General features: G+C 44.1%; 19 protein-coding genes and 1 pseudogene. 8 read left to right on the top strand and 12 right to left on the bottom strand.

From position 1 onward, the window contains the following. Positions 1–66: 66 nt before the first annotated feature. The 3 genes from NGAR_RS04095 to NGAR_RS04085 form a co-directional block, all read right to left on the bottom strand. Positions 67–633 (bottom strand): integrase core domain-containing protein, encoded by a 567-nt coding sequence (locus NGAR_RS04095; protein WP_187147652.1) that lies wholly within the window; start codon positions 631–633, stop codon positions 67–69. Further along, positions 587–991: a helix-turn-helix domain-containing protein gene (locus tag NGAR_RS19270; RefSeq protein WP_148680957.1), complete on the bottom strand. Its 405-nt coding sequence runs from the start codon at positions 989–991 to the stop codon at positions 587–589. The genes NGAR_RS04095 and NGAR_RS19270 overlap by 47 nt, the downstream gene beginning before the upstream one ends. A gap of 111 nt (positions 992–1102) precedes the next feature. After that, the gene (locus NGAR_RS04085; protein ID WP_148680956.1) at positions 1103–1792 is read right to left on the bottom strand and encodes a LamG-like jellyroll fold domain-containing protein; all 690 of its coding nucleotides are present in this window, start codon (positions 1790–1792) and stop codon (positions 1103–1105) included. Positions 1793–1925: 133 nt separating this feature from the next. On the opposite strand from NGAR_RS04085, the gene NGAR_RS04080 reads away from it, so the two are divergent. Next, positions 1926–3254 (top strand): polysaccharide deacetylase family protein, encoded by a 1329-nt coding sequence (locus NGAR_RS04080; RefSeq protein ID WP_015018382.1) that lies wholly within the window; start codon positions 1926–1928, stop codon positions 3252–3254. A gap of 142 nt (positions 3255–3396) precedes the next feature. On the opposite strand, the gene NGAR_RS04075 is transcribed toward NGAR_RS04080, so the two are convergent. The 3 genes from NGAR_RS04075 to NGAR_RS04065 form a co-directional block, all read right to left on the bottom strand. Next, positions 3397–3645, bottom strand: coding sequence for a hypothetical protein (locus tag NGAR_RS04075; protein ID WP_148680955.1), 249 nt, complete (start codon positions 3643–3645; stop codon positions 3397–3399). A gap of 13 nt (positions 3646–3658) precedes the next feature. Continuing rightward, positions 3659–4414 (bottom strand): hypothetical protein, encoded by a 756-nt coding sequence (locus NGAR_RS04070; protein WP_015018381.1) that lies wholly within the window; start codon positions 4412–4414, stop codon positions 3659–3661. A 177-nt stretch (positions 4415–4591) separates the two neighbouring features. Beyond that, positions 4592–6001 carry a sensor histidine kinase gene (locus tag NGAR_RS04065; protein ID WP_228369289.1) on the bottom strand — a complete coding sequence of 470 codons (1410 nt, stop codon included), beginning with the start codon at positions 5999–6001 and terminating at the stop codon, positions 4592–4594. A 985-nt stretch (positions 6002–6986) separates the two neighbouring features. Here NGAR_RS04065 and tnpA point away from each other — a divergent pair. Next, positions 6987–7348: pseudogene (gene tnpA, locus NGAR_RS04060) on the top strand (IS200/IS605 family transposase). Next, positions 7345–8547, top strand: a complete 1203-nt coding sequence (locus tag NGAR_RS04055; RefSeq protein WP_015018378.1) for an RNA-guided endonuclease InsQ/TnpB family protein — start codon at positions 7345–7347, stop codon at positions 8545–8547. Before tnpA ends, NGAR_RS04055 begins: the two are co-directional and overlap by 4 nt. 105 nt (positions 8548–8652) lie before the next feature. Here NGAR_RS04055 and cysC read toward each other — a convergent pair whose 3' ends face one another. Continuing rightward, a complete protein-coding gene (cysC, locus tag NGAR_RS04050; protein ID WP_015018377.1) occupies positions 8653–9192 on the bottom strand; it encodes an adenylyl-sulfate kinase in 540 nt (179 codons plus the stop codon). A gap of 554 nt (positions 9193–9746) precedes the next feature. On the opposite strand from cysC, the gene NGAR_RS17190 reads away from it, so the two are divergent. From NGAR_RS17190 to NGAR_RS04035, 5 genes are all read left to right on the top strand, one after another. After that, positions 9747–9911 (top strand): hypothetical protein, encoded by a 165-nt coding sequence (locus tag NGAR_RS17190; RefSeq protein WP_015018376.1) that lies wholly within the window; start codon positions 9747–9749, stop codon positions 9909–9911. A gap of 327 nt (positions 9912–10238) precedes the next feature. Further along, a complete protein-coding gene (locus tag NGAR_RS04045; protein ID WP_015018375.1) occupies positions 10239–10640 on the top strand; it encodes a response regulator in 402 nt (133 codons plus the stop codon). 672 nt (positions 10641–11312) lie between these two features. Continuing rightward, positions 11313–11855, top strand: coding sequence for a hypothetical protein (locus tag NGAR_RS04040; RefSeq protein WP_015018374.1), 543 nt, complete (start codon positions 11313–11315; stop codon positions 11853–11855). Between the two features lie 183 nt (positions 11856–12038). Then, positions 12039–12170, top strand: a complete 132-nt coding sequence (locus tag NGAR_RS19265) for a helix-turn-helix domain-containing protein (protein ID WP_228369288.1) — start codon at positions 12039–12041, stop codon at positions 12168–12170. Beyond that, positions 12119–13171, top strand: coding sequence for an RNA-guided endonuclease InsQ/TnpB family protein (locus NGAR_RS04035; RefSeq protein WP_015018373.1), 1053 nt, complete (start codon positions 12119–12121; stop codon positions 13169–13171). The genes NGAR_RS19265 and NGAR_RS04035 overlap by 52 nt, the downstream gene beginning before the upstream one ends. A 508-nt stretch (positions 13172–13679) precedes the next feature. Here NGAR_RS04035 and NGAR_RS04030 read toward each other — a convergent pair. The 5 genes from NGAR_RS04030 to NGAR_RS04010 all read right to left on the bottom strand — a co-directional run bounded on the left by NGAR_RS04030 (position 13680) and on the right by NGAR_RS04010 (position 24644). Continuing rightward, the gene (locus tag NGAR_RS04030) at positions 13680–13997 is read right to left on the bottom strand and encodes a hypothetical protein (protein ID WP_148680954.1); all 318 of its coding nucleotides are present in this window, start codon (positions 13995–13997) and stop codon (positions 13680–13682) included. Positions 13998–14899: 902 nt separating this feature from the next. Continuing rightward, on the bottom strand, positions 14900–15439 hold the full coding sequence (locus tag NGAR_RS04025; RefSeq protein WP_148680953.1) for a hypothetical protein: 540 nt from the start codon (positions 15437–15439) through the stop codon (positions 14900–14902). Between the two features lie 11 nt (positions 15440–15450). Next, positions 15451–22851: a methyl-accepting chemotaxis protein gene (locus NGAR_RS04020; protein WP_015018370.1), complete on the bottom strand. Its 7401-nt coding sequence runs from the start codon at positions 22849–22851 to the stop codon at positions 15451–15453. 46 nt (positions 22852–22897) lie between these two features. Continuing rightward, a complete protein-coding gene (locus tag NGAR_RS04015; RefSeq protein ID WP_015018369.1) occupies positions 22898–23488 on the bottom strand; it encodes a cupin domain-containing protein in 591 nt (196 codons plus the stop codon). Between the two features lie 76 nt (positions 23489–23564). Next, complete coding sequence (locus NGAR_RS04010; protein ID WP_187147650.1) at positions 23565–24644, bottom strand: RNA-guided endonuclease InsQ/TnpB family protein; 1080 nt, start codon at positions 24642–24644, stop codon at positions 23565–23567. Between the last annotated feature and the right edge of the window lie 152 nt (positions 24645–24796).

The following is a 24796-nucleotide window of genomic DNA, read 5'->3' as shown; positions in this document are numbered from 1 at the left end:
AAGATAAGAAGGTACAGGCGCTTTAGCAAGAGACGACCTAACCAGATGGTGGTCCAGATGGACATCCTAGGACCGTTCTACCTTCGTAACTGTAGAGTGCAAGCGTTTATGGCCGGTTTTGTTGCAAGGATTTGTGGCCGCTTTTATGGCACTTTTTCTGAAGTATTTTCTGTCGTAATAGACTGATGCAGGAGTCTTCCATCCAAGAGCTTGACTTTTTCTCCAGTAATTGTAGCGCCTGTCAAACTTCCTTAGCTCCTTTCTGAAATGGGATAAAGACGAGAAATGTACCTGGGATATCAGTTCTTGGTGCAAGACTTCGTGGTATCGTTCTACCTTCCCTCTTCCTTTTGGATTGTATGGTTTGCCGTAGATTGGCTTGATGTGGAATTTGGCCAGTTCTTTCTTGAAATCATTGGCTATGAACTGCTTTTCGTTATCAAAGTACATTTCTCTTGGAATCCTGCCTTTCTTTAGCGCATGGCAAAGCGCGTTGATGGCCTCTTTTGCTCCCCTGTGCAGGTACGCCTTTGATACGATTCTATAGCGCGAACGGTCGTCGTCAGTAAAGCCAGTAACGTACACTCTACCCACGCCTGAGATGCGGAACTGGAAGGTATCGCCCTGCCACAACGAGTCTACTACATGCCTTCTCTGAAATCGTTTTGACGGTTGTGGTTTTGGTTTGATTCTGATGAGCAAACCGCGATGCTTTATGACATTGTGGACGGTCTTCCAATGACATGGCAAGTCGTATTGGTACTTGAGCCTTCTTGCACCCCATGATGGATGTTTTTTGCTTGAGCTTTACTATCTTCTGTTCAAGATTAGAGTGGATGGAGTTAGCAGGTTGTATGGAGCCAGTCTTCCCTGGCATCAATCCCGAAATTCCGTAATTTCTGTATGCATGGGTCCATCTTCTCAGTGTTCGTTCAGGTATGCCAAAAACCTCCCTGATCTCCCTAGCTGACCGGATCCCTTGAACATACAAAAAACTGCCTTGACTCTTTCATCAATGGTTGCCTTGTTTAATTTGCGACACAGAGAAACATCGGTAAAGCAGCCACTTATCCTTGCACTCTACATCAATTACGCAACGGGTCTATTGTAATTGAAAAATGGTCAGTTTTATTATACCACCACGAAAGACTTCGTTTAAAGCAACGGGTTGGTTTCCGACCGTCAGATCTTTGTATACAAGCTTTTGATTTGATGTCAAGAGATGACTTGGTATTTCTCCTACTTTCTCCAAATGCCCATCAATATAGATGGCTGCAGATGACTTGGTGATGACAAATCCTACTTGAGCTGTACCTTCTGTCAAAGTCTTGTTGCTATAAAGAATGAGGTTGTTCCCGTTGTCACTTCTTACAATTAATCTTAGCTTGCCGTTTGGTTCGATGTTGATTCCATACTGACCATAACCGAGCTCACTATGATATCCCTTTACCAATAGTGCCTGTCTTGATCCAATGTTCGTTATTTTCAGATTTAGACTAAAGGCTATGTTTTCCGTATTTATTTCCGGAAAATCACTTATCGAGATATTAGATTTGTTGCCGACCAGCTTCAAGAATCCATTTGACAATTTGTATTCCCCATTAATTATTGCGTTTCTGCCATGTGGCTCTAGTATAGCATGATCTGCCACGCTACTGAATCTATAATTCATGATGGTACTTCCCTCGGTGACTTTATCAAAGCTGGCCGGAAATGCGCCACTAGGAGCATATAGCTTGCCGGTTCGATGCTCTTCCCTAATTGTAGACTGAAAAATGAGAATAAATACCACTACAATTGTAACTACACCAATTAATGGAGCTAAATATTTGCGGAGTATGTATCGAATCACTTAGTTACATTCTATATATCTTTTCCGGCTCGCCATATAATGGCCGAAATCTGAAGGGGTTGGTAAACCGTACTTGAATATAGACATACTAAAGGAGGCTAATCCTTTAATCATTGTAAATCAGCAAGATGCACAATTCCTTAATCTTAATGACTGCAAGTATCCAAGTATTGTAGTAGATTACGAAAGAATCTATGGTAATGACTTTGTCAGTCAGCTTGAAAAAAAGATAGCCTCGGAAAATAATGATTTTCTTATATTCTCCAGTAATTTTTTGCGCCATCTATACCGGTTCGATAAGGGTCCTTTGTTAAAGAGATTTCGCTTGGGTTATTCCTCATTTGGAGGAATAGATCTGCAGAATACAGATGAGCAAACATTGAAGAACTTCAACGCTCTTACATCCGATCCTAGCAACAATTATGTACCTGGCATAGAAGATTTATGGGTAAATGATGAATCACCTACGAGAAACGGTACCTTTTCCCTCATTTTTGACACAGAACAGGTCGGATGTGTTGGAATTGGGCTTGAAAGGATTCTGTCGTTATTGAATAAGAAACACTGTGTAGCAACATTCTTCTTCACCAACTTTGTGGGATCCATTTACCCTCAAATCTTTGAACAAGTGCACAAGCTCGGCCACGAGGTCGCCCTTCACGGCCTCTATCATGAGTTTCTGAGCAAACGAGATTTGAATCTCCAAGATCAGATGATCCATAGAATGAAAGAACACATTCGAGTTCCAGTATATGGTGCAAACTTTATCTCAAGGATGAATTCGCTTACACTAGAAGCAATGTTTAGAAACGATATTCACTATACAGTATTTCCTTCAATCCAGAATTTCTTGTTAGGAAGGTTTGGCGATACAGAAATCCTACCATATGTAGTTCGAAATGAACAGGGAAAAATGCTGGTGATGTTTCCCGTACAGGTTGAGACCTATGGAAGAGAATTTCTGCCTGTGAAGGGCATGGTTACCTCTGTTTATAATAAGCTTCGGAAAACTAGCTTCTCACACATGACTATTCTTCTTCATCCGTTTAGGGATGGGAGTCTGCACAGAATAAAAGAGCTAAACAAGCTGATTGAATATCTACAAGACGATCTGGATCTGAAAGCCATAACGTTAAGAAAAGCTTCAGAAAATGTTCTTTCAAACGGCTCTTTGCTAAATGACAGAAAGATTATCTTGCCAGTAGAAGATAAAATATTTTCAGGTAGCAGACAATTCCGTGACATCTTGACCGGAAAAAATAAACGCAATACGAACTTGATCACTGTGCTACTTAATTCTTTAGTACCAAAGAATAAGACGGATCTTGTATATTTGCCCGTCATGATACGGAATAACATGAGACTACTGCTTGCTCATAGAAGACACATGATCAGAGACTAAGAGCCTAACCATATGTGAACGAACTCGCTAAATCCGGTTCAGACGGTAGAGCATCCATGTTCGTAGGCATGGATCTCCACAAGAACTACCTGAGGCTTGGGCATAATTCAACACCGTTCTCCTTTGTCTCTGATGCAACTTGTCAGTAACTTCCGATCATGTACTTGATGGATTTTGGATTGTCTTTGCAGGTCTTGCAGTTGTAATAGACCATTACCTGGTATAGCAGTACAGATAACAGCACTGCAGCTGCCGCCTTGTGGTACCCGCGTACTGGCAGTGGGTCGATTCTGAACACGGATTTGACATGCTCTATCAGCAGCTCTACATCTACAGATATGCTCCTCCAGCTGTAGATTGCCTGCCCTATTTCAGATTCATAAAAATGCATCAGTTCCAGCCTGTCACCATATGGGTGTGTGCTCGTACCTTTCTATGGGACAGACTAGGCCTATCCCAAGCACCTTGCTGCTGTAATCGTACAGCTTCTGGTCGTCGTAGCCGGAATCGGCTGCTGTATACCTTGTACCGGGCGGCAAACTCGACATCAACGGAACGTACATCTGGTTGTCCGGTACGTTGGCTGTTGTAAAATCTGCAGACACAGCAGCACTGCGAGAGGACCAGTACTTGATGCCACGTGCAGCTTTTGTAACCAAACACCCAACCTTTAGTACGGCTATAGCCCACCTTGCATCTGTATCGATGCCTGAATGGGGTACCTCACCTTTCTTCATGGAGGATTTGTGCCACACAGCGCCTCTGGCCCTCAGCAATGTGCTGTCTGCAGTAACGATGTACGGGTCAACCAGCTTTTCTGCTGCAAACAGTTTTCCCATTGCAGCTATTCTCTGCATGATGTCTGCAGATATCGTCTTTAGCCTCCTGTCAAAAGTACGCCTGTCTGGTATCGACGCTAGACTGCAGACCGTTAGCAATTTCCTGTTGTACGGAGAATCTATTTCCAGAAACTTGTGCAATGCATTGTTGGAATCAATCCTGAACCATATCCTGACTATGAAACACCTGAGGATCACCGTCGGCGAATAGACGTATGGGTGGCCGCGCTTCTTTCCGACCGGAGTGGGCCACGGGATGCAGCCTATCAGATACAGGATGCCAAAGAGGACGGATTCTGACCTGAATAATGTCGGAGCCAATTCGTCAGGATCGATTTGATGAGGTCAGCTTTATGCTTACTCATCAATCGGCGTTGTCAAAAATATGAATCAGGAATTATGCCCAAGTCTCAATTATATAATAAAATAAATCATGGTCGCCTATTGGTTTGAAAAAGCTCTCTCCCTCTCTCTTCCTCCCCTCTCCAAATACACTAACTAATAATCTTGCTTTTCTTCTTCTCCTCCTCCTTTTCCTCCTCCCCCTGCTATTGGCAATGCAAATGAAAATGTGGCTCCCTTCCCGCCGGCGTTATTTTCTGCCCATATTGTGCCTCCATGCGATTCAATAATTTTCTTTGATAGGTATAACCCTAAACCTGTGCCGCTGTCAGATTTTGTAGCAAACTTTTTGAACAGCCTCGGCATCATCTCTTCCACTATTCCCTTTCCGGAATCTATGACGTTGATGACAGCGTAACCATCATCTCTCTCCTCAGACCGGATGGTTATCTGTCCCTCTTCGGTAAACTTTATGGCATTTGCTATCAGGTTAGACAATACTTGAAAAATTCTTACCTTGTCACAGTAGACGAGCAATGGGCGGTTACTATTACCAATTGGAGCGCCTGCCTGAGCATTTAGAATTTGAATCTTTTGCTTCTTTTCATCGCGCAATGAGCTCTTTGCATCTATTATCGCTTCTTTGATTTTCTTGTCAAGGTCGACCCACTCTTTATGCAGTTTGAATGAGTTGCTCTCGATCTTTGATACCTCTAACAAGTCAGATGACAAGCGCTCAAGGCGTTTAGCATTCCTCCTTATCAAGTCAAGGTCAGCCTTTGAAATCGCAATCTCGCCATTGTGCGGGTCTTGCTCAAAAGACAAATGCAAGAGGTCGGCTATGCCAAGCAAAGGCTGCACCGGAGTTCTCAGCTCATGTGCTGCTATATTGATAAACTCTGACTGCATTCTATCATGCGCTTCAAGCTGTTTATTCGCTGTCTCAAGTTCCTTTGTCCTTTTCTTTACTTCTCTCTGCAATGTTTCACTCCATCTAGCTAGAAAGTAGAGGATTACTGCGATTGATGCTACTACAGCTCCAACTAAGGCCAAAGTCTGAATCCTCTGTGTAAACACTATGCCTTCGATCTTGGAGTAGATTCCTTCTGTAGGTGTCGAGCTAGCTATGACGAACACTGTTTGTTGCCGCAGGTTGGCAGGATACGCAACCAGAAGGCGCTCATTTTGATAGAGGCCGTCAACTACGATACTGCGGGATTGGCCGGCAAGAGCTTGTGTGAAAAGATTTTGAAAATCATCTGGGTTATCTAATCGCTGTAGTATCTCTTTGTTTTCAAAGTGCTTTCCTATGAGGTCGTTATCATCAGCTAGGATAAAAGTGCCGGATTTGTCAGTAACAAGGACGTGTTCACTCTCCTGCGTAGTGTACGGGCCTCCGAGCCCGCTAAGGATCTGCTGCAATGGGATTACGGCAGCCACTAGTCCAAGATACTCGCCAGATTCCCTTTGGATCACAGGATATGATAGGATGACATACGAAGTGCCATTTACACCACTGTAAGATCTTGAGAGGACCGGTGCTAGTTTCACCTTTGTTTCAGCCACATAATCTTTCCCAAAATGTAATAAACCGATATAGTTTTGATCATCGAGTAAAACTGTCGTCGCCGTCTCTACATCATTTGAATCCAAAATGAAAATGCTCCTTACCGACTCTTTTACTGGGTTATAGTTTTCAGCAAGGAGCGTTGATATTCTGTCACCAGATAATTCTCCTTCTTGGATATAATTTGAATTAGCGATGCCTTGTAACCTTCCTAATATGGATTCTAGTTCTGAGCTAATCTGTCGCGCTCGCGCTTCCATACTCTGAGATTGTCTGATTCTCTGCTCTTCAAAAAGTGTGGCTTTGATACTTTGCTCGTTGACCAATTGAAAATAAATCGAAAAGCCAAGGGCAAATCCAACTATTAATGCTAGGACCACTATGGCAAATCTTGTTGGTCTAGATTTTGCTGCTTCCCTAATGGCCACTAGTGTATCAGCAGAGCTTCTAACTACATTCAATCTACGACATTGATTTATAGATGTAGTTATCGAATAAATTATTGTGTCAGTAAATTCTATAATATAGTTCACTAACATAAGTTCCCTTTTACACTAGTAAAAGGCCATATCACAGCTCCAAGCTGGCGCCTACTACTACCACCACTACCACTACTACTAACACAAGTGCCCCAGCTGTGGGCGCCTTGTTGACCATGCTGATGCAAATGGCTCATTCAATATCAGAAAACCGATATATCCTATTGCATCCTTGGCATAGGTCAATCCTGCAAAGACAAGAGGATTTGCAGGGAGGCAGAGCACTGATACGCCTAAGGCGGCAACGCTACGAAGAACGATAGCGACCTTAGGACCCCACACACACGCTTTAGCCTAATGAAGGGTATGGGAAACAAAGAAACCCCACACTCTTTAGAGGTGGGATGAATTTGTTTCCCATCATGAAAATCTTATATACATAACATACATCTATTATCTTGTTGCCAAAGGGGTACTTTCTCGATCAGAGACATCAGTCCACTTCATGAACTACCATTTTGTGTGGTGTCCAAAATATTGAAGAAAGGTCTTAATTGGTAACAAAATTGAAAAGCGATTGAAAGAGCTACTGGTAGAAAGAGTGAAAGAAATTGGTTGTAAATTAATATCTCTTGAAATAATGCCAGATCATGTACATATCTTTGTAGAAGCACACAACCTACAGCAACTCCAAACAGAATAGTTGCCAATTTGAAAGGATACACATCAAAGATTTTGAGAGAAGAATTCCCCGAACTGAAGAGTAGATTGCCAACTCTTTGGACTAGAAGTTACTTTGTTTCAACACACGGTCATGTTTCAGCTGATGTAATCAAAAAATATATCGAGGAACAGAAGGGAACATGATAAGAACATACAAGTTTCGTCTTTATCCAACGGAAGAACAGGTGAAAAAATTGGAAGATACTATCGGGACGTGCAGGCATCTCTACAATGATTCACTTGGCGAAAGGCGTGTAGATTGGGATGTCGGATTCTATGAACAAAAACAGCTACTAACACTGAGAAAGCAAGACAACAAATATCTAAAGCAGGTACACAGCCAGGTGCTGCAAGATGTCTTGCTAAGACTCGACAAGGCATACCAGGCGTTCTTCAAGAAACTTGCCAAGTATCCCAAATTCAAGAGAAAGGGCAAGTACAATTCGTTTACATATCCTCAATACAACAATGGCTGGAAGATAATAGGAGATGACGACAACAACAATAAGCTTGTGTTGTCATGTATTGGAGCCATCAAAATCAAGATGCATAGGGAGATTCCTGTTGGTACCCTGAAAACATGTACAATCGTCCGCGATGTTGATCAGTGGTATGCTTGTATAACTGCGGATGATGACGATATAACTACTCGTACTGTCAGTACTTCCACTGAATATGACATGAGCAAGCCTTTAGGAATAGATGTTGGTCTAATTAACTGGTTGACACTAAGTGATGGTAATAAGATTCAAAATCCTCTGAATTTTGAGGCTCAAGCAAAGAAGATAAGACAGCTGCAGAGGAACCTTGCAAGAAAGCAGAAGGGCTCAAAGAATAGAGAGAAGGCAAGGATTGCTCTGGCAAAAGCATGGAGACAGGTGAGAAGATGTCGTGATGATTTTGTACACAAAACGTCAAGGACGATTGCAGACCAAGGATATACTCTTGTGGCATTTGAAAAGTTGAATATCGCTAACATGGTCAAGAACCACCATCTTGCACAGGCAATAATGGATGCCACCTGGGGAAAGCTGCGCCAATACACTGCCTACAAGGTAGAAAAGCGCGGTGGACGGGTACTAGTCGTCAATCCAGGTGGTACATCGCAGAAATGCTCTAGGTGCGGGGTGGAAGCAAAGGAAAAGCTTGACCTGTCGGTACGCACGTTTGAATGTCGTAGCTGCGGACTGGTCATTGACCGTGACCTGAATGCAGCGAAAAATATTGAAAAACTGGGTCTGGAACAGGCCCATGCAGAGACAGAACCTCTACTTGTCCAGCGACAACGGATAAGCAAGTTTCAGTCGAGGAAGCAAGAAGCCCACGTCTTAAGACGTGGGTAGTTCACCGGTGAAAGTAGTATATTATGTCACAGCACAACTCTGTTAAATAATAATAAGAAGAAGAAGCATATGCACAATCATATCCTAATAATGTAAAAACGCAGTTCAGTCATGATTAGACAAGTATCTATATTGCTTTAATAGGCCAAGAATCATATTCACACATTCATTTACATTCCTTGCTTCAGTGTCTACAACTAGTTCAGGATTTAGCGGCTCCTCATATGTGTCTTGTATGCCTGTAAGGTTTGATATCTGGCCTGCTGACGCCTTTTTGTATAAACCCTTAGGATCCCTTTGGCGGCACGTTTCCGGAGAAGCTTTAACCCAAACCTCAAAGAATCCTTCACCAATCATTGCCCGTGCATTATCACGAAAAGAACGATAAGGCGATATCAGAGCAACAATCACGTTGATTCCGTTCCTTGCCAGCAGCTGGCTGACATAAGCCACTCTTTTTGCATGGATCTCTCTATCTTCTTTTGAAAACCCCAGATTGGGACTCAGGTTCTTCCTGACTTCATCTCCATCCAGTATTTCAACCTGCAAACCCCTGCTTTGCAATTGCTGCTTTAATATGCCAGATATAGTGGTTTTACCTGATCCGGGTAGTCCTGTCAGCCAGAGAACAAACCCTTTTCGCAAGCCTCTCTCTACTTATTTATTTCACTTGGTCTTGCTTTTATCAATTCTTTTGCTATCCTTTCTAAGCCAAAATGGCCTGGCCATAAAGAAAAAACACTATGCACATGCATTCGTTCCAAGCCTGCTGCTCTTAGGAAGCCATCTGGGCTCTACCTGCTGCTCGGTAGAGAGAGATATACCTTTATGATGTCCTTTATGGAAATGGGAACGACGAATGGTAGCCTTCCCTTCTGAGCAAGGATTTTCTTTATCCCTCCAAGCTTTATCGCGGTAGCATCCATCCTTGCCGACCGATATGTGTCTCACTCTACCACCATTTTTTGCCTTTCCAGTGCTATTGAGTCTCTCCATATGCATGATATGTTAACACATGATGTCTTTTTGAGAACTCTCTCACTATAATTATTTAAGAAGATTGTTTTTGTACCATATTCATTCATTCATGCATGCAAGATCATTTTGGTTTTAGGCTTATGATTTGAATAGATTCATCTACTATTGAAAAGCTCGCAGAAAGTTTTTTATCAACTTGAGCGGCTGCAATCTTAGACGAGTTGCTGCCGCAGCCAGACCAGATCCCGAAGGAGATTGACGTCCACCTTGCAACATTTAGAAAAGAGCCTTGGGATGTTGATTACAACCTTTTTGGATACTGCCCGATTTGTAATTCAAGAATTGATGAATTTGGTTTTTGTGCCTGTGGTGGCGCTGCGGATTAACTCCGGTGCCTCTGCATCGAATAGCATAGCATCCCATTGGAAATTCTTCAATGGCCTTGTCTGCAGCCAGCTCCGGGCTTTTGTCCAAGATTTTTGAGCAAGTCTGGGTATAGGCGGAACTTGTAGTTGAGCATATAATTGATGGTGATGATAATGGTACGTGTCTATTTCACTGGTGCTGCTTAAAAAAATATAATGGCGATTCATCCGCCGGTCATAGATAGACCAGTGGACTTCTTCTCGCCACGTTTCTTTCTTTAAAATAATTTTTACTGCAACAATATTCCTTATTTGTTAAATGCAATTGCCTTCTTCCCAAGTAATTATATGACTGACGGAAAGGGTGTGCCCAACATCATAGTGGCAGAGCAAGACCTGCATGTTTCCAACCTCATAATGGGCACATTCAAAATGGAAGGTTTTCTGCCACATCAAGTAATGACTTCAGAGGATTGTCTAGCCAAAGTAAAGGAATTGGGCGACAAGCTTGATGCTATAATTATTGATGGTAGGCTCGCTTCTGACAGGGGCACGATGCTGATTGTCAATATCAGAAAAATGAATAGCAAAGCCAAGATATTCGTTTTAGCCGAGAGATTTGAGGAGGAACACAAGACCAGAGTGCTGGATTATGGAGCCGACGAGTTTACAGTCAAACCGCTCAGCATCGCCACACTGGTGAGCAAAATCAGCATGCTTTTGCTGCAAGGCACTCCGATAAAGGCATAGAGCCACCGAGCTGCAACATCATTTCAGAACCATTGAATACACAACAGCACTCGATACCACCCGACTGCTCGACAGAACTTTTGATATATAGAGGTTTTCGGCATTCATTTTGTTTCTTCTCCACGTCACGTAGATGTATCTTGCTTGCAACAGGACCTACCTGTATCAAGCAGTATGGAGGAGCCATTGAAACTTTACATTTTCTTTTACTCGCTCCCGAAATAGTATAGATATAGATAGCGCTCACTCGGTTCCTGACATTTTGGATAAAGCCTTCACAAGCATATCCTATACCTATATCAGCGACAAAAAGTATGTATTTTCAGTGGCCGGCTGACCACTTTACTAGGTTAAGCATATCGTAAGTATTCAATTTGTGCCCTCTATATGCTTGCGTGTGAATGAGTGAGAGAGCAACCGATAATGTCTCTGAATAAAAAAGCTAAGCTACCATAGTGGCGCGGCAATTGCAGCAGTCACATTGTATTAGTAGGCGCAGTGATCGCGTATTCTTATGGTGGCGGTGGTCCTCCCTCGCTTGTTGAACAACAAAAGACCGGGACAGCAGAAACATAAGATCATTATATAAACACAAGATACTACGTATGAAAATGCTATAGAATTTGTTATCATCATAGAAATATATTCCCGTATAATAGCAAGGTTAGTATCATGGCAAAAGTTAGACCATCCATCACACTGAAGCTTAAGAGTGGTCAGACGATAACGCTGGATCTCCAAGAAGTCAACGATATTATAAAGAGCTTGACCAAATTTGTAAATGAAAGACAACGACGACTACGACGAAGACAAAATATCAAGGACGCCACAACAGCAGTAGTAAAGCGGAGAATAGCAAGAAATGGTAGGATGATGATAACGACGACAAGAAAGGCCGGGCGAAAAATACCAGCAGCATCATCGTCTATGAGCCAGGCCAAGAGACAAGAGATCCTAGAGCATGTGAATAAGAAATTATCTACAGAACCTAAGACACTGTCTAACCTGCTCAAGGGCGTCTCATATTCACCGAACTATCTTCCAGCGATCAGGAACATAATAGAGAATCAACCAAATATTGCAAAGCAGATTATCGGTAAGAGAACCTATTATCGTACTATAACATCTAAAAATGGCGAAAAGAAGCATAGAGTTTCTTCTGGTCAATCTGCAAGTAGTAATGCTTCATCATTATCAGCTGCTGCTACCTCCTAGGAATTATATTTTTATATTGATGGAGGGTACGGGAACCAAAGAAAACCCACACTCTTTAGAGGTGGGATGAATTTGGTTCCCGTCAATGAATCTTTCTTTTCCTCCCTTCTCCCCCCCACCCTCCCGCCAAAGTGCCTGAGACGTTAAATAATAGTAGTAATAGTGAGATGTGTACAAAAAACAATGCTCAACTACAAGTTCCGCCTATATCCAACAACGAAAGAACAGGAGCTTGCACTAGAGCAAACTCTTGATGGCTGCAGGTGGGTGTACACAACTACTTTCTTGACAAAAACATGTCAGAGTACGACATGAACTATGCCTTGACTGAATTAAAAGAGCAACACCCTTGGCTGCGCAAATACTACCACTCCAAGATGCTTCAGATGGTAACACATCAGGTCGCAGCAGCAAGAAAGACAGCTACAGGTAAGTTAAAGTACAGAAAGGACAGCGATTTCAACTCATTTACATATAACCAGTCTGGCTTTAAAATTGAAGAAGATGGAAAGCTCTACCTGTCCAAGATAGGCAGGATAAGGATTGTACTGCACAGGCAGCCAGTCAACGTCAAGCAGGTGACTGTATGCAGGAAGAATGGAAAGTGGTATGCAGACGTTGCATGCGAAACACTGCGCAGGTCATTTTCAACGATAATCAGGTACGTAAAGCCACCAGTTGGCATTGATGTAGGTATAACAAAGTTCTGCCACGACTCTGACAACCATGTAGTGGAAGACAACCCGCAGTTTCTCACAAAGATGCTAAAACCATTGAGAAAAGCTCACAGAAGAGTATCAAGAAGGCAGATAGGCAGCAACAACCGAGAGAAAGCAAAGCACATGCTAGCCCGGCTGTATGAGCGTATTCATAACAAGCGCCACGATTTCCTGCACAAGAAATCGGCGTACTATGCCAGCCACTACGACCTGATATTCCTGGAGCGCTTGAAAGTATTGAACTTGACCAAGAACCACAGGCTTGCGCGCAAAATCCTGGACGCAAGCTGGTCTGCTTTTAAAAATATGCTGCTGCAGTACAAAGCTAACAGGGTAGTAGAGGTAGAGCCTGCACACACATCGATTAACTGCTCAAGGTGTGGTTACCCAGTACCAAAGTCACTGGCTGTAAGGACGCATGTTTGTACAGAGTGTGGTGCTGTACTTGACAGAGACTACAACGCTTCTCTTAACATCCTCAAGCGAGGGTTAGAATCGCTGATGATGCTACCGGTGGAACGCCGGGAAGTTACGCCTGTAGAGATTGCAATGCAGTCGAGGAAGCAGGAAGAAGCCCACGTCTTAAGACGTGGGTAGTTCACATTGTTGGCACAACGAGAGCATAATTGATGATACTTAGCTTATTGCCCCCTTCCCAAAAACTTTAGGACAATACTAAGAGACTCTGCCTGATTAGTCCACACCACACATAGATAGGACAGGTTATAAACCATAAAGCCACATGGGCACGTTACTTTTTAAGCTTAAAAAACAGTCAGTCCTCGGCAGGTGTGTTGCAAATGCCTAGCAATCTATCGCTTTAGAGTTTTTTCTATAGGAGTAAATCAGGCTTTGAGATCTACCAATGCCAGGAATGTAAATGTTTTAGAAAAATACCGATAGCAAAGCCGGACGAGGCTCATAGGCCGGCTTAACCTATATAATAGCATATATACGCTTCTCGCAGAGATTTGCCGCCTCTATGAAGAATCACTTACCTGTGCGGGCAGGCATGATGATGGGCATAGTACACGTATGTATGTAGTACTATATTCACTTACGCTGGTGTCAGATAGAGAGAGAAAATTTTTACCGTCTTCTCTCATCAGCCGTATTTTTTAAATTGTCCGGTCTTCTCTAGCGTGTTTCTCACTACATCCAAGAGCAAGTCAGCTGCATCAGCGCCAAACGCAAGATGAAAATAATCTCGAACTTGAGAGAGTGAGTAAGAGGCTATCTCGTCGTCCAGCCTCAACCCTGCATTTCTCATATCCAAAAGGACTTGGTCTTTGAATGTTGGCATCAGCATATTGAGACTTGTCTCTATCACCTGTTTTATTACTGTGCTTGGAATAAGAACACGGTCTGTATTTGAAATTATATTGTTGTTATTATCAACATCATTATTTCTTTTTTCGGGCATTTTACTGCTATCTTTACCTGAATCACGAATAATTACCTTATTATCCTTATTGTGTATATATATATCACGTATTACAGGACACAAACAAATTTTCTTTTGTAAGGTTGGGTACATGTGCACACACACACTTCTGTCTTTTTTGATGATACAAAGTTGGCACAAGCGACGACAATCTCAACTACGGCGTTTAGCGAAGCCCTTGATGACATGGTTGGGCACAGCCCTCAAAGAAGGCACTGCTGTGCCAGCAAAGTGGAGATTGGAGGAAGAAGGATATGTGGCATATCCCAGCAGGAGAGGAGAATCTTGATTCACCTGTCTGTCTCGCCCTTTTGAGCGGTTGCACACGCTACATTGTGACTACTTGTTAGTTGGAGCCGGCGATGTGCATCTACATTCTATATGGTAAAGCTGGATATGTAGCGCCAGACACAAAATTAGACCATCCTGTATTCTCTACTACTCTCTCTTTTTTTCTCTTCCATTCCGCCGTATAAAATATAATATAATAAGTAAAAGTCACAACCACAAAACAATAAAATAATCTACTGTAAAATAGTAGCGCCAAGGAGGGTAAAAAAGACAGAGGGGGGGAGAAGAAGAAGAGTCTTGCTTGACCTTCTTTTCTTTGGCCCCAATATGCTATGTTATGTTTTTCCAATTCATATTTTCAGTTTTTAACTTTCAAGTGTAGCAATGTGAAGAACGGCTTAAGATTACTATCAAGAGTTGTACACATACAAAGGCCAAGAACTAGTGCCTCGATTCCAAGCCCGAAAGCCGGTTCACCTGCTTCTGTCCGGCGAGTAAGGGCTTGTGTATTATTATTATTTTAAGTTACAACAATAGAGAGAGATAGATAGCAGAGAGTTTTGATGGCCGTTTTAATGTCGAAGCATTGATTAAAAAGTTGGCAGTGGTCTGCGCCTTGCCCTCTGGTACAGTGAGAAACCAACTATTCCCGAGCCGGCCACTACTAGGGGAACTGCAACAAATATGATGACTTGGACTGTGCTCTGTTGGTAGACTATGAACGAGTCAGGATGAGGATAGTCCAGAGCCAAGCCCTCGCTCTCTGCAAGCAGCAGTAGTCTATGCTTGCCCTCATCTTCCATTTTAAAGGGGCCAAGGTGGAGATTCTTGCTTTCACCCGGCTCCAAAGGCCCCGTAGAGTACACAGCTGAAGAGTGTGTCTTATTTCCATCGGATACAAGAGATACCCGTAGAGACTGATTTTCAACGGCAACACTGCCAATATTTGTCAATCTGACCTTATACTCCACATAACTTCCAACAACTGGAAGATATCCTGAAGAATAATGCTTGGACACAATTTCCACGATCATATCATCATCTCCTTGATACTGACCGAAGGCCATGGTTGATGACCCAAGCATTACTAATACAGTCAATAGATACCTTAACAAGCCGCCAATCGCCAACAGACCCAAAGCTATCTGTCGTCACCAGTAATAATAAACCGTCTAGAACGAATTGCAAATATTACAAAGCCCATTGATACTCCGATTACGATTACCGCTATAATGACAAGGATGTAGAGGTAAACCGTTAGCCACGGGACATTGATCGCAATGTCTGTAGTAGATACAGTTCCCTCCTTTGACTCTACCTCTATCACTAGGCTGTAGTCGCCAGGAGAAGTGAATGGAACTTCAAATATTTTGACGATGGACTGGCCAGCTCCAACCATGACGGTTTCTTTGTTCTCGTATATTCTCATCTTTGTTGTCGGGTCAGAATACCAGTATCTTAGCATTAGCTCCTGTCCAATATCACCCTTGTTCTCAATTTCAAAGTTAAGGCGGGCAACTGCAGTTCCAAGTATAGCTGAAGACCTGATACCGGAGACATGAACAGTAACGGAAATATCATCTACTGAAATAACACGCTGATCCAACGGCTTCGAATCTACCTTATTGATATTAAACGATCCTGTCAAATCGCTAAAGAGCGATTCACCTTTGACTAGGTTTATAGAGCCACTGACAGAAAGCGATTCAGCAAGCTGCACGATGTGACCAAACCTGCTACTTCCTCTTGTTCCTATACCACTTCCAGGACCACGATTTCCAGATTCACTTGAGGAGGTGTCTGCAGTTACTACATAGGTAGAGAGGTGGGGCAGTGTTACTATATATTGATAGACATTGCCTACTGCCGATGTTAGTGGCGTTATTTTGTCGTCTGATATCTCTATCCACGTGCCTGTAACTTCATTAAGCAAGAACAGATTGATCATTGGAATGTTGTTCAGATCTCTCTTTGCATGATTTTCTTCTGTCCACTCTTCCGTTATGGTAAATGTGACCTGTGGTGGTTCGAAATAGAATGCCGGGTCAGAAGGAGATATGCCGCCTGGCCATGTGCCCACATATGATACATCAATGTAAAATGCAGACAAGCCCTCTGGCTCTTCTTGGGTTATCGCCTCTTCGGGATTGTTATCCAATATGCTAATCAAGAGCGCAAAGTTGCTAGAGTTTACTTTAGGTGTAAAGCTAAGTATCATCCGGTTTGTTTCTATGGTCCCAGCTCCAAGGCTGCCTTCTACGTCTATTGGAATTACCACTTGTGTGTTGGCAGGTACGTTTGACAATACAGGTGTAAGGAACGCTCCTCCGTTTAATGGCGCTCCATCCATTTCTATTGGGACTTTGAAGGTCGGAAGGATCATGGTCATGTTGTCTATGCCTGTGCTTGATGCCTCTGTGCTGACATCGTAGACTGGCATACCAATAGTGGTAAGCAGAGATCCAAGTGCTGTATTGTCAAGCCTTTCCATCGGATATGTGCCTTGCACTTGAACCGCTACCATGGGAGAGGTCATGCTGTTGGGATATTCTTTCACAGTTTCTTTCTCAGTCATAGTTACTACGGGCATGGCTACGATTGCAGAAGGTGGACTTGGTGGCGGACGTGTTGCAACAATAATTCGCGAATCACGCAACTGCATAGTTTCTGTTAGCACTCTTCTGTTTGTATGCATCGCCGATAGCTGATCCTGAACTACGAGCTGTTCTGTTGGGTTGTTAGTTGACTTCAGGGCCAATAGTACCGAGTCTTCGATGATTACTTTATGGCCTATAAATGAATTTACATAGCTAGCATGATCGGTAGCAAAGGAATCTGGTAGAACTAGTGTCTCACCGAGGACTAGGTGATAGTGGATGGAGATGTCAGTAAATTGATCGCTGGTTTGCAGTATTTCAAGTATTATTATGGATGCTGTTCGTGACGCATTCTCTGTAATTGCCATATTCTCAGTGATTGCTCTTGCAAAGGTAGATGTTGTAGTAGTGATGGCGTCGGATGTGGCAAGCCCTTCTATCAGACTGGACGGCAATGATGTCGTTGTTGTTGCCGTCGTCGCCTCTGTAGACGATAGCTGTTCTGAAATTGCAATCTGGAACGCTCTGCCTTCAATTAGAAAATCTGTGATGGTAAGCTGCTCTGACATTGACCTTGCAACTTCAATAGACCCTATTTCTGATTCAGTTACTCCAAGTTGATCTAGCAATACAACAGAGATAGCCTTTGTCACAGTGTCCGTCACTCCAAGCTGTTCTGACATATTTCTGGTAGAAACTATCGTTCTCTGAATCTCGTCTGTTACCGCGAGATCTTCGGATATTACCTTTGATATCGCCTTTGATATCTGATCATTCACTGTCAGCTCTTCAGATATTGACCTTGACAATGCAATGGACCGGGCAATGGTGTCCTCAACTTCTAGCTGCTCTGATAGCGACTTGGATAAGGATATAGCTATTGAATCTGTTAGTGCAAGTTGTTGTTCTGATGGTGCCGCGGTAACAGATATCGACCGCTGGAGCTCGTCTGTCATTCTAAGCTGTTCTGACATCGACTTTGAGATCGATATGGTCATAGTTTCGTTGACCGCTAGCTGCTCCATCATTGCCCTTGTCAGAGCCGTAATTCTCGTCAAAGTATCCGCAAATGCGAGCTGCTCTGTTTGCAATACAGAAACATCCTTCGAAATAGAATCAACCAAAGTAAACTGCTCCGACATAGATCTTGACAGCGCTGCAACTCTGGCGGGTGATTCTGTAATGCCAAGTTGTTCTAACAGCGCTGTTGAGAAGGCTTTACTTACTGCATCAGTCACTCCAAGTTGCTCCGACAGAGTTCTGGTAGTGGTTATTGATCGCTCTAGACTATCTATCACAGCCAGCTGTTCTGTCAGTGGTTTACTTGTGTTTATTAATGCAGTTTCCGTCAGAGCGAGCTGCTCAGATATGGATCTTGAAAGCGTGCTAGACCTGTCGATTGTGTCTGTAACAGAGAGATCTTCCGATAATGAATGGGTTATTCGCTTAGCTACTGATTCTGTTAGTCCAAGCTCTTCAGACACGCTCCTAGCGGTGACAATAGACCTAGCAATATTCTCTGTTATTGAGAGCTGTTCGCTTATTGCTTTGGATACTAAGTTAGCTATGAACTCGGCGGTGGTGAGCTGCTCTGTTACTGCCCTTGAGGTGATAGTAGCTCTAGCCAACTGATCCGTTGTCGTTAGCTGTTCAGATAGCGACACAGATATGCTCTTGGCAACAGTCTCTGTTAGTGTTATTTGCTCAGAGAGGGCTCTGCTGGTTACAATTGTTCTTGTAGTTGTTTCCGTTACTGCAAGATTCTCTGACAGTGATCTTGAAGGTGCGAAGGCTTTTGCTATGGTATCCTGTATAGCCAACTGCTCAGTTATCGACTTTGAAGCTGTTGTTGACCTTGCTATTGCTTCAGTAAGTGTTAGCTGTTGTGTTATTGTCTTCGAGAGCGCCTTGGTTATTTTTTCTGTCACGCCAAGACCTTCTGAAAAAGCTCTGGCGGCAACTACTGTTCTCTGAATACTGTCAGTTAATCTTAGCTGGTCGGTCATTGATTTGGAAATATTTTTTGTTATACCATCATTCACTGCCAACACTTCAGATATTGATCTTGACAGTGTAACGGATCTGGCAAGGATATCTGTCACGGTCATCATCTGGTCTGACATAGATCTGGTATAGGGAGAGCCAAGCGTACGGTTGATAGTACCCGTCAGGTGAAGCTGCTCTGATACTTGCCTTGTGAAAGCAACGCTTATCGCATCAGTAACAGCCAAGTTGATATTGATTGGTCTGGAAATAACCCTGCCGTACCTTTGGAAGTCTATGCTCACCGCTTCAAAGTCCATGTTAGTCAAAAATGCTGTATGGATAGAGTCACCAAGATTTTTCACATTTGTACCATCATAAACCATCGTGCCAATGTCTGCATTGGAATTTATCATGCCCATGAGCGCCTTGTTTTTGTCGGAACCCAGGGGGTTTCTTACCAGCACGATCCATAGGTGCGTGCCAACGGAATCAACTGATGTAGCCCCTGACCAGTTTGCCCCGTCCCATGCCCTCTTGGTTATTACATCTGTTGTTGTTCCATATACTGCAAGACCTGTCGAGCCACTGCTGTCCCAGACATAATCCGCTGGTCTTGAAGTAGAAGAGTCCAAGTTAGCATTTAGTGATGTCCAAGCTCCAAGCACGCCGCCATCAATCTGTGCACATGTCAGGTCGCTCAGGTCATCCACTTGACATATCATTATCTTGTTAGAAGTAGAGACAGGGTCTGCCTTTAGGGTGACAAACCTGACATCGTTGCCTGAATTTGTATTTGGATCAGTCGTAGAGACAGCTGACCATGAAGCTCCATTCCATCTGGCGTACGCTGCGCTATTTGCACCATTCCCTGAAAAGACCACCGAGGCGCCACTACTCGTTTCATATGCTGCCCCTATCGACTCTCCTTCGGTATTTGCAGTGCTCAATGCTGTGGATACTGTTTTCTGATTTCCAAATGTCCCTGACACTGAATTCCAGATAAAGGCATAGGTGTCTGTATTGGTCGCATCCTCGAGTATCATTGTCAGCTCATTGGAACCAGCTTTTGATGCTAACTTGAAGTAGCGAATTTCTTCACTGTCTGCCGCTCCTCCTATGTAGCTAAATCCTGTCTCAGAGGATAGTATCCCACCACTAAACATTCTATAGTAAAAGTCATTGTTCTCAGTCAAATCCTTATCATACACTATTACCAGCTTGCCACTTGATTGCTCAAATGCGATGTCGTATGGCCTGTATGGTACGTCTCCAATCGGCGAGCCAGTGTCTGCAAAGCTAGCTCCGCCGACGCGTGTCCAAGAACCAGCTGTTGTGCAAGCGCTTGAACAGGTAAAGAGGTTCAAGCTGCCGTCTGCACTGTGGCTCACAACAGCTCGCAGGGTGCTGGTTGGGCTGAACAAGATCTTGGCGTCTCTGACGTCATTGCCCGTTGTAGGCAGCTCAACCTCTGTGCTCCATGTGCTTGTGGTTGGGTTCCACTCCCTGTACTTGACAGAATGGAGGCCGTTCGCTCCAGTATTAGAGCGATATACTATGGCAGCAGGGTTGTCGGCGCGATTGCCAACCGAATCTGAAACAAACACGGATTCGAGGATAGCCCTCACGGCAGGCCTGCGCTGGTAATCTATACTCAATGCCTCATTCAATACACTTGCAGTGTCAGCTGTATGCGTCTGCGTGCCAATGACTTTGAGTTCAAGACCGTCGTAGATCAGGCTGCCTATGTCGCTTGCTCCGTTGAGCACAAGAAAGGCCGACTTGCGGCTCATAGGGTTTGTTGTTCCAACAACCCATGCCTTTGTATTCGCATAAGGTACCGCGTAAAATGCTGTTGACCACACTGTGCCAGACCACTGTCTGTAGTGTATGGAACCCGAGGTGGTACCCCAAACGAGCACTCCTGCAGAGCCTGTTGGATTCCATGCGAAATCAAATACTCTTCTGCTTGTATTATCTACATTGTCATCATGTTTTGTCCAAGCTCCAAGCACGCCGCCATCAATCTGTGCACATGTCAGGTCGCTCAGGTCATCCACTTGACATATCATTATCTTGTTAGAAGTAGAGACAGGGTCTGCCTTTAGGGTGACAAACCTGACATCGTTGTTTGATAGGGGGTTTGGATCTGTTGTCGAGGCGAACAAGAGCGGCCAGGCTCCATCCCATCTAACATATGCAGCGCTATTGGCGCCATTTCCTGCAAACACAACGGCCGCACCACTGCTCGTCTCGTACGCAACATCTATTGCAAAGCCAGCCACAGAGGTAGTGCCCATTGCAGATGAGACCGTAAACTGGTTTCCAAATGACGAAGAGCCAGAATTCCATACAAAGGCATAGGCATCCTGGTTGGTGACGTCTTCAAGTATCATCACTATCTCATCTGCTCCTGGCTTGGATGCCATTTTGAATGTCCTTATGAATTCTGAATCTCCTAGTAGGGGCAGGCCAATGTAGCTCAGTCCTGATTCAGCCGATATGGTCGCGCCGTTGAATGTCCGGTAGTAAAAGTCGTTTTCCTCATTCAGGTCCTTGTCATATACTATTACCAGCCTGCCGCTTGATTGCTCAAATGCGATGTCGTATGGCTTGGAAGGGTTGCTGGATGGAAGTGCTGCGGTTGCAAAGCTTGCCCCTCCAACGCGTGTCCAAGAGCTGGCTGTGGTGCAGGCGCTTGAGCACGTGAATAGGTTAAGTGCGCCATTATTGCTGTACGAGATAATTACCCGCATAGAGTTTATTGGACTAAACAAAATCTTGACAGAGCTAATAGGGGATCCTGTGTCAGGCAGCTCAACTTCGCTGCTCCATGTGCTTGTGATAGGGTTCCACTCTCTGTACTTGGCGCTTTTGGTCCCAAATGTACCAGTGGCCGACACGTAAGCAGAAGCCAAGGCGTCGTCTGCAAATACTGCATCTATCGGCAAAGCGCCAAAGCTACCTGCTACTGCTATCACGATAAAGAGTACTAGTACAACTAGGCAAGCTCTTGACGCCTTGGACTCTACTGTAAATCCAACTAGTTCTGCTGTCTTTGCAAGCTTGTGCCTACTCCTAAGGATAATGCGTGATCGCTTTGCGACAATCGCAATTACTCCTATGCTATAAAATCCATTTATTACATTGACATAGTAGTAGCCTATGAAGTTGCTAGTGTTGCTACCGACATTTCCGGCTGCAAGTCTCTTCTCAAGGAACTTGCCGTCAAGACCAGTGTAATCTAGCACAAAATTATTACTATTACTGTCGCTTTCTTGAGACGACTCTCCGTCAGAACCATCGTCTCCAGAGGATGTACGGCGGAAAATGCGGCTAATGATATCAAAGGAAGCAGTTTCATCCTCAGTTATACCTTGATTCGAGCCGCTGCTGTATATGCTGGTGCCACTTCCAGCTATTCTTCCAAGCGCGTTGTTGCCCTTTCCAAGAATTCTTGATCTCTCATCACTTCTCAGATTTGATAATGAATAAGAAGATCCGCCACTGCCCTCGGCATTTATTCTGGCTGGTTGCATTGGAGCTGATGGCATGCCTGTGCTAAGTGACACCTGCTCTGACATGGAGCGCGAGTATGAATTCGTCGGCTTGCCCTGAACGGTAGTCACAGACATTGACTCCGACATCGAGCGCTGGTAAGACATGGGCGAGTTTGCGCTGCCACTTCCATAAGATGCCACAACCGCCATCGATTCAGACATAGAACGATAGTACGAGTTGCCTGCTGGCACCTGCTGCGTGCTCGAAGCTTCTGGAAGCGGCGTCAAATACCTTTCTGCAAATACTGGCTGGAGCAATTCTGTGCTGACAAAGTGTATTGCAATGCCTACTGCTAACAAAAGCATGATAGTAACAATGTGGCGATTATCGATAGCACCAGCTAAGACAATCTTGGCCTTACCATCGGCCTGATCCGACAGCCTGTATTTTTCCTCTTTCATTTTCTTTGTTCCTTACAGAGTTCCTTCGGTATTTCTTTAGCTCTTGTTACGTGCTAGCCAACGTTATCGTCCAAGTGACAGTCAGTGTGTCGCTTGCGCCTTTTGAGATAGTCGTGAACGTCTGCCTTGCAAGCATGTCGCCTGCACTTGCAGCATTGAACAGCCCGCTCTCTGCGATGTTGCCCGTACCAACGCCGGGGTCAAACGATACTTGAAGTTTCAACTGCTTGCTTGATGTAGAGTACTCAGCCTGTGTGTCTTGAATGCGAACCAACTCGGATACAAGCGCAGTATCGCCTGCCGCTGTAGCTGTGTTGCCAGTTCCTATCGCGATATAATTCCAAGGATTGCTTGGAGTCACTGTGCCATCGTGCGGCGCAATCCTATACGCGATTCCTTCAAATCCGGCATCCACGATCATGTTGTCAATATGTCGCTCATCTTTTATCCTGCCAGATTCGTCGTAAAGCAGGACATCAAGCCTGCCGTGAAGTTGCAGAAACTGCTCATTTGCACCTCCGTGGTTGGCAGCTTTGATAATGCCAGCTGGGATGAACGAGGCAACTAGTAGTATTGCCCCTAACCCTGCCGCACTTAAGCCAAAAGCTAGTCCTACCGAAGGTCCTATTGTGCGCACAATAATCGTATGCTAGTGTTTTATTTAAATCTATGTTTAAATCTCGTGTTATTAGGCTGTGTTATTTCACTGTGAACTACCCACGTCTTAAGACGTGGGCTTCTTCCTGCTTCCTCGACTGCATTGCAATCTCTACAGGCGTAACTTCCCGGCGTTCCACCGGTAGCAACATCATCAGCGATTCTAACCCTCGCTTGAGGATGTTAAGAGAAGCGTTGTAGTCTCTGTCAAGTACAGCACCACACTCTGTACAAACATGCGTCCTTACAGCCAGTGACTTTGGTACTGGGTAACAACACCTTGAGCAGTCAACCGATGTGTATGCTGGCTCTACCTCTACAACGCGGTTGGCCTTGTACTGCAGCATATTTTTAAAAGTAGACCAGCTTGCGTCCAAGATTTTGCGCGCAAGCCTGTGGTTCTTGGTCAAGTTCAATACTTTCAAGCGCTCCAAGAATATCAGGTCGTAGTGGCTGGCATAGTACGCTGATAGCTTGTGTAGAAAGTCACGGCGCTTGTTATGGATGCGTTCGTACAATCTGGCAAGCATGCGCTTTGCTTTCTTTCTATTATTGCTGCCTATCTGCCTTCTTGATACTCTTCTGTGAGCTTTTCTCAATGGTTTTAGCATCTTTGTGAGAAACTGCGGGTTGTCTTCCACTACATGGTTGTCAGAGTCATGGCAGAACTTGGTAATGCCAACGTCAATGCCTACCGGCTTTCTGTACCTGATTATCGTTGAAAATGACCTGCGCAGTGTTTCGCATGCAACGTCTGCATACCACTTTCCATTCTTCCTGCATACAGTCACCTGCTTGACGTTGACTGGCTGCCTGTGCAGTACAATCCTTATCCTGCCTATCTTGGACAGGTAGAGCTTTCCATCTTCTTCAATTTTAAAGCCAGACTGGTTGTATGTAAAGGCATTATAGTCATCGCCTTTTCTGTACTTCAACTTGCCAGTAGCTGCTGCTACTACTACCTTTCTTGCAGCTGCTGCAACCTGCTTTGCTACCATCTGAAGCATCTTGGAGTGGTAGTATTTGCGCAGCCAAGGGTGTTGCTCTTTTAATTCAGTCAAGGCATAGTTCATGTCGTACTCTGACATGTTTTTGTCAATGTACACATTATTATTACTCCTATAAACACAGACCATAAGCTGAAATTTAAACATAGATTTAAATAATAGAACTTTGTAATAGGCCACATGACCCTAACAAGGCAAAAGACTCTGCTACTAGCTGTGCCAGCGATAGGAATGGTGGCCATTCTCGTAATGGCTTTTGTCCTTCCGATTGGTGCATTAGC

Source organism: Candidatus Nitrososphaera gargensis Ga9.2 (assembly GCF_000303155.1).
In the GTDB taxonomy this organism is placed as follows: domain Archaea; phylum Thermoproteota; class Nitrososphaeria; order Nitrososphaerales; family Nitrososphaeraceae; genus Nitrososphaera; species Nitrososphaera gargensis.
Note: the sequence above shows the minus strand (reverse complement) of the source record. Positions and strands in the feature narration are given on the sequence as shown.